The following is a 6074-nucleotide window of genomic DNA, read 5'->3' on the forward strand; positions in this document are numbered from 1 at the left end:
GGCCATTCAGACTTGGAGTACCTTCTGGAGATTATGGAGGTACTGCTGCACCAGATCGACGCGTTCGCCGACGCACCGTTCTCGGGCAACCCGGCCGCGGTGATGCCGCTCCCGTCGTGGCTGCCGGATGCGTTGCTGCAACAGCTGGCCGAGGAGAACAACCTCGCCGAGACCGCGTTCTATACCCCGCGCTTACCTCCCGAGGCGGGCGTGCCGCCGGGCGAGTGGCCCGCTTTCCACCTCCGGTGGTTCACCCCGCGGGTCGAGGTCGCGCTCTGTGGGCACGCCACCTTGGCCAGCGCCGCGCAGATCCTGGCCGACATGCACCCCGGCGAGGACCGGGTGAGCTTCTACACGCGCAGCGGCTGGCTGCACGTCGACCGCACCGACGACGACGAGTTCGTCCTCGATCTGCCTGCCGTGCCGAGCCTTCCGGTGCAGCCGGATCCGGCGCTGGTTGCGGCGCTCGGGGTGCGTCCGGTGTGCGCGTATTCCGGCACCGACGAGGTGATCGTGCTGGCGACCGAACAGGAGGTGCGCGACGCCGCCCCCGTGCTGGCGGCGTTCCCCGCGTTGCCGCGCGCGGCCATCGTCACCGCGCCCGGCGATTCGGTCGACTTCGTCTCCCGGGTCTTCGCCCCGGGCGTGGGCGTCCCGGAGGACCCGGTGACCGGGTCCGCGCACGCGCAGCTGGTTCCGCTGTGGAGCGAGCGGCTCGGTCGCACCGAACTGCACGCAAGGCAGCTCTCCCGCCGCGGCGGGAGCCTGCGCTGCGAACTGACGGACGACCGTGTGCTGTTGTTCGGACGGTGCCGCCGCTACCTCGACGGCGTCGTCACCCTGCCGGACTGACCGCGGCCGCTCACGGCTCCGGAACCGGTCCGTCGTCGGGGCCGGGCGCGACGACGTCGCGGTAGTCGGGCAGCAGCGGAACCACCGCGAAGCTGCCCGCCACCGCATCGGCGGGAAGCGCCTGGACCGCGCGGATACCGTTTTGGCCGGCCAGGTCTCGCAGTTGCGCCGGAGCGCCCCGGACGACGAGCCCGACCACGCAGCGGCAGCCGCCGCGCAATCGTGCGGCCGAGAACGCGACCACACGGGCGGAGCGGTCGTCGACGGGGCGGGGAAGCAGCCAGGCCGCGTCCGGCGCGGAATCCACCGCCGCCGCAATGCCTTCCGGTACGGGCACGGCCACCAGCGGAGTCTGCACGCCCGGTGCGGACACCCGGTAGAGCACCTGCGCGATACGCAATCCGCCGCTGTGCCCGGGAATGTCGCCGGGCGCCAAGGGGTCGGTGAACGACACCAGCGCCCAGCGCGGTTCGTCGCCGCCCGTGTTCAGCGAGTCACGGGACCGGGCAAGGTACTCCGGCACCTGCTCGCCCTGGTCGGGCCCGAGCCGGTCGGTGGCCACCGCGGTGCGATACGGCGGATGCAGCACGCCGAGCGCGTAGATCAGCGCGACCAGCACGACCGCCGCGACGCCGAGGACGACGCCGCGCCACGGTACCCGGCGGTCAGGCATCGCGCAGGACGTCCAGCGCGTGTTTCAGGTCGTCCGGGTACTCGCTGGTGATCTCCAGGTAGCGGCCGTCGGCGGGGTGCTGGAATCCCAGCGACCGGGCGTGCAGCCACTGCCGTTGCAACCCGAGCCGCTCGGCCAGGCGCGGGTCGGCGCCATAGGTGAGATCGCCGCAGCAGGGGTGGCGGATCGCGGAGAAATGCACGCGGATCTGATGGGTGCGGCCGGTCTCCAAGTGGATATCGAGCAGGCTGGCCGAATGGAACGCCTCGACGGTGTCGTAGTGCGTGACGCTCGGACGCCCGTCGGCGGTGACGGCGAACTTCCAGTCGTTGCCGCGGGCGCGGCCGATCGGGGCGTCGATGGTGCCGCTGCTCGGGTCCGGGTGCCCCTGCACCAGGGCGTGATACCGCTTGTCGACGGTGCGCTGCTTGAACGCGCGCTTGAGCACCGTGTACGCGTGCTCGGACTGTGCGACCACCATCACGCCGGAGGTGCCGACGTCGAGGCGGTGCACGATGCCCTGCCGCTCGTGAGCGCCCGAGGTGGAGATGCGGTATCCGGCGGCGGCGAGCCCGCCGACGACCGTCGGCCCGCTCCAGCCGACACCGGTGTGCGCCGCCACGCCGACCGGCTTGTCGACCGCGACGATGTCGTCGTCGGCGTAGAGGATCTTCATGCCCTCCACCGGCTCGGCCTCGATGGTCAGCTCCCGTTTCGGCTCGGGGAAGATCACCTCCAGCCAGGCGCCCGCCGTGAGCCGGTCGGACTTCCCCGCCGCGACGCCGTCGAGCTGCACCGAGCCCTCCTCGGCGAGGGCGGCCACCGCGGTGCGGGACAGGCCGAGCAGACGGGCCAGGCCCGCGTCGACGCGCATGCCGTCGAGCCCGTCGGGGACGGGCATGGTCCTGGTCTCCCTCATGCCGCGCTGCCCTCGCTCGCGCCGGTCTTGCCGTGGCCGACCCGGGTGCCGTTCGGTTCGAAGCCGAACACGGTGAGCACCACGAGCAGGATCGCGCCGCACACGATGGCCGAGTCCGCGACGTTGAACACCGGCCACCAGCCGATCGCGACGAAATCGACCACGTGCCCTTGCAGCGGGCCGGGCGCGCGGAACAACCGGTCCACCAGATTGCCGATCGCGCCGCCGAGCACCATGCCGAGTCCGATCGCCCACCACAGCGAGCGCAGGGTGCGGCCGATGCGCACCACGCCGATGACGACGGCGGCGGCGACCAGGGTCAGCAACCAGGTCATGCCGGTGGCCATGGAGAACGCCGCGCCAGGGTTGCGCACCAGGCTCAGGCGCGCGAAGTCGCCGATGATCGGCACCGGGTCGCCCGGCGTCAGTTTCGCGACCGCGATGGTCTTGGTGAGCAGATCCAGGCCGAAGACGACCGCGGCGAGGACGAGCAGCGTCCACAGCCGCTGCGGCGGAGCCGACTCGGTCGTCGGATCGGCGGTGTTCGCAGGGGTTTCCTCGGGCGGCCGGTCGTCACTCACAGCGACCATCATCTCTCGAGCGGAATCGAGCACGGTGCGCGCGTCCGCTTGCCCCGGCCCGCGCTCGCGGTGTTCGCGACCCACGCCGATCGGCCCGCGCTCGAATGTCCCAGCTGACACTCAGGAATCGGTCGTACCCTGTTGCTCGTGACGGTGTTGTCTTCTCCCCGCCTGCCACGGAGCGCGAGCCTTGCCCGGAGCACGCGCTCGGGTGTGCTGCTCATGGTGCTCGCGGTCGGGCTCTCGGCCTTCGGCGTCGGTTGTGGCGACGGCGCCGAGTCGAGCGGTGAGGCCGACGGAACGGAGCCGCTCGGCATCGGCAAAGAAGTGACCGTGCCGATCCCGGCCGCGGTGACCACGGTCGAGTCGGCGGGCGCCGAGCCCAGGTCGCTGCTGCGGCCGGAGTACCCGGCGGGCACCGTGCAGCGGGTCACGCTGTACACCGCCCATCACATCCAGCAGCAGATCGATGGGCAGCCCAAGCCCGACTTCTCCACCCCGGCCATGACCATTCCCATGATTGCGGAGACCACCGCGGAGGGCATCGATCTCACCCTGGGCAGGGTGACCTCGCCGGATCCCACGCTGGCCAAGGCGCTCACCAAGATCGGCGGTTCGCACGCCGGTTTCGATCTCAGTGATCTCGGCGCGATCACCGCGCTGCGCCTCGAGCCGGCGCCGGACGCGTCCAACACCGCTCGCGCCGCCCTCGAGCAGGCGTTCTACCAGGCCGTCTACCGGTCGATCGCGTTTCCCGACGAGCCTGTCGGCGAGGGCGCGGTCTGGACGGTGCGGCAAGAGGTGAACAGCGGCATCCTGTTGGACCAGGTGACCACCGCGACGCTGAGCAAACGCGACGGGGACCGGCTCACCATCGCACTGCGCGTCACCCAGAAGCCGAAGTCGCCGGTGTGGGACCTGCCGAACAACGCGGGCACCCTGGACATCGACGACTACGCCATGCAGGGCGCCGGCACCATCACGGTGGATCTCGGCTTGCCGCTGCCGGTCGCCGGGTCCATCACCGTCGGCGGGCGCCAGGCCTACCGCGATCCGCACAGCGAGAGCACGCTGCAGCAGACGATCGATACGCAGGTGTCGTGGGCCGAATGATCCGTGCGTGCGCACTGCTGGCCGCGGTCGCGCCCCTCGTCGTCGCCACCGGATGCGGCTCGGGGGATCACGCGACATCCGGACAGCCCGAGCTTCCCGCGCTGGGGCCCGTGGTGGCCGCGGCCCCGGTGACCACCGCTCCCGAGACCGATTCCGCGCGCCTGCGCGGACTGTTGCTCGCCGACACCGACCTGCCCGCCGGCTTCACCGCGCTGGCGCCGCCCGCGGACACCGGCGGAGGCGCTACCGGCGCCTCGCCGACGAATCCGGCCGAATGCGTGAAAGTGCTCGCGCCACTCGGTGCGCAACGATCCGGCGCGCTCGCGCGGGCGTCCACGCAATACACAGGCCCGAATTTCTCCAGCATCGATATCGACGCGGCCAGTTATCCGCCGGACGCGGTCGCGGCCGCTTTCTCGGAGGTACAGGAGATTCTGCGCCGCTGCGCGCACTATGCCGGCGCCGATGGCTCCGACATCCCGATGGACTACCGCATCGGCGGGCTCGCCCAGCCGCCCGCGGGCGATGCCTCCGCTCCTTTCCAGGTGCGGACCACCAGCGACGACCTGACCCTCCACACATCCGCCGCGATCGTCCAGGTGGGAAGCACGTTGGCGCAGGTCGCGGTGACCGCGCCGGAATCGGTGGACCCCGGTGTGCTCAGCGCGCTGACCGCGGCCCAGGTGCGCAGGCTACAGGGTGTCGCAGGACCCTGATTTCCGGCGATCCCGCCGAATCGCGCCGGTCGCCGGAATAGGCTCGGCATGGTCCGACACAACGCCTCGACCGGAGGTTTCCCATGTCTGATGTCAAACCCGTTCCCGATGGATATCCGGTGGTGTCGCCCGGGCTGGCGGTCGACGGCGCCGCGGCGGCGATCGATTTCTACAAGAACATCTTCGGTGCGACCGAGCGCATGCGGATGCCCGGTCCGGACGGCCGGATCGCGCATTGTGAGCTGATGTTCGGCAATTCCGTCGTCATGCTCGGCGATTCGGCGCCCGATATGGACTTCCTCGACCCGAAGACGGTCGGCGGCACCCCCGTCAACCTGTACGTGTACGTCGAGGACGCCGACGCCGCCTTCGCCGCCGCACTGGCCGCCGGCGCCAGGGAGCTCACCCCCATGACCGATCAGTTCTACGGTGATCGCAGTGGCGCCTTCGAGGACCCGTGGGGGCACCGGTGGACGGTGGCCACCCATGTGGAGGATGTGCCGCCCGACGAGATGGACCGCCGGATGGCCGAGCGGTTCGGCGGCTCCTGATCTCGGCGGATCGGCTCACCCGGCCACCACGGAATCACCGGTGACCCGGATGCTTTTCGGCGCGAGCGGTTTGCTCGCCGGGCCGTGGGCCACCGAGCCGTCCAGCGCGAACTTGCTGCCGTGGCAGGCGCAGTTGATGGTGCCGCCGGACACCGTCGCGACCTTGCACCCCGCGTGCGTGCACACCGAGGAGAGGCCGACGAAGGTGCCCGCGCTGGGCTGGGTCACCACGGTGTCGCCCACGATCACGCCGCCGCCGACGGGGATGTCGGCCGTCTTGGCGAGCGCGTTGGCGGGACTGTTCGCATCGACGGACCGGTCTCCCCGCGCGGCGGTGGAGTCCTGCGGCACGGGAGCGGCATCGCCCTTGCCATAGGTGGTGCAGGCGGTGACCGCCGCCGCGGCGGCTACGCCGGCACCGGCGATGACCACACCGCGGCGGGTGCGGAGCTGTTCATGGAATGTCATGTCGGTCGGATCTCCTCGAAGGCGCGGTCGGCCTTGCGCCGGTTCCGCTTCGCCTTGTTCACGGGGAAGGTGATCGGGCGGTTCAATCGAGGATCCGATTCGATCCGTATGGCAGAGCGGCGGACCCGGACCCCCTCATCTGTCTGTGGCCGGGTCCGCCGCTGTTCGGGTTACCCGCGGGCGATCGATTCGAACACCTTC

8 protein-coding genes are annotated in these 6074 nt (G+C 70.9%); 4 read left to right on the forward strand and 4 right to left on the reverse strand.

Annotated features, from left to right (window positions below):
• Nucleotides 1-33: 33 nt before the first annotated feature.
• Nucleotides 34-852: a PhzF family phenazine biosynthesis protein gene (locus ON21_RS09110; protein WP_039797145.1), complete on the forward strand. Its 819-nt coding sequence runs from the start codon at nucleotides 34-36 to the stop codon at nucleotides 850-852.
• A 10-nt stretch (nucleotides 853-862) separates the two neighbouring features.
• On the opposite strand, the gene ON21_RS09115 is transcribed toward ON21_RS09110, so the two are convergent.
• Genes ON21_RS09115 through lspA form a run of 3 tightly spaced genes read right to left on the reverse strand, consistent with a single transcriptional unit; the run spans nucleotide 863 to nucleotide 3037 of the window.
• Nucleotides 863-1525, reverse strand: coding sequence for a hypothetical protein (locus tag ON21_RS09115; RefSeq protein WP_051020533.1), 663 nt, complete (start codon nucleotides 1523-1525; stop codon nucleotides 863-865).
• Nucleotides 1518-2444, reverse strand: coding sequence for an RluA family pseudouridine synthase (locus tag ON21_RS09120; RefSeq protein ID WP_039797146.1), 927 nt, complete (start codon nucleotides 2442-2444; stop codon nucleotides 1518-1520). The genes ON21_RS09115 and ON21_RS09120 overlap by 8 nt, the downstream gene beginning before the upstream one ends.
• The gene (gene lspA, locus ON21_RS09125; protein WP_039797156.1) at nucleotides 2441-3037 is read right to left on the reverse strand and encodes a signal peptidase II; all 597 of its coding nucleotides are present in this window, start codon (nucleotides 3035-3037) and stop codon (nucleotides 2441-2443) included. The genes ON21_RS09120 and lspA overlap by 4 nt, the downstream gene beginning before the upstream one ends.
• A gap of 210 nt (nucleotides 3038-3247) precedes the next feature.
• Between lspA and ON21_RS09130 the strand changes: the two genes are divergently transcribed.
• The 3 genes from ON21_RS09130 to ON21_RS09140 all read left to right on the forward strand — a co-directional run bounded on the left by ON21_RS09130 (nucleotide 3248) and on the right by ON21_RS09140 (nucleotide 5405).
• Entirely contained in the window at nucleotides 3248-4138 is an 891-nt protein-coding gene (locus tag ON21_RS09130; RefSeq protein WP_051020544.1) for a hypothetical protein, read from the forward strand.
• Nucleotides 4135-4854: a sensor domain-containing protein gene (locus tag ON21_RS09135; RefSeq protein WP_051020539.1), complete on the forward strand. Its 720-nt coding sequence runs from the start codon at nucleotides 4135-4137 to the stop codon at nucleotides 4852-4854. Before ON21_RS09130 ends, ON21_RS09135 begins: the two co-directional genes overlap by 4 nt.
• Before the next feature lie 83 nt (nucleotides 4855-4937).
• Nucleotides 4938-5405 carry a VOC family protein gene (locus ON21_RS09140; protein WP_039797148.1) on the forward strand — a complete coding sequence of 156 codons (468 nt, stop codon included), beginning with the start codon at nucleotides 4938-4940 and terminating at the stop codon, nucleotides 5403-5405.
• Nucleotides 5406-5420: 15 nt separating this feature from the next.
• Here the strand turns inward: ON21_RS09140 and ON21_RS09145 are convergent, their stop codons facing one another.
• Nucleotides 5421-5873 (reverse strand): QcrA and Rieske domain-containing protein, encoded by a 453-nt coding sequence (locus tag ON21_RS09145; protein WP_051020541.1) that lies wholly within the window; start codon nucleotides 5871-5873, stop codon nucleotides 5421-5423.
• Nucleotides 5874-6074 lie beyond the last annotated feature (201 nt).

It is taken from the genome of Nocardia araoensis NBRC 100135, from assembly GCF_000308435.1.
Taxonomy (GTDB): domain Bacteria; phylum Actinomycetota; class Actinomycetes; order Mycobacteriales; family Mycobacteriaceae; genus Nocardia; species Nocardia araoensis.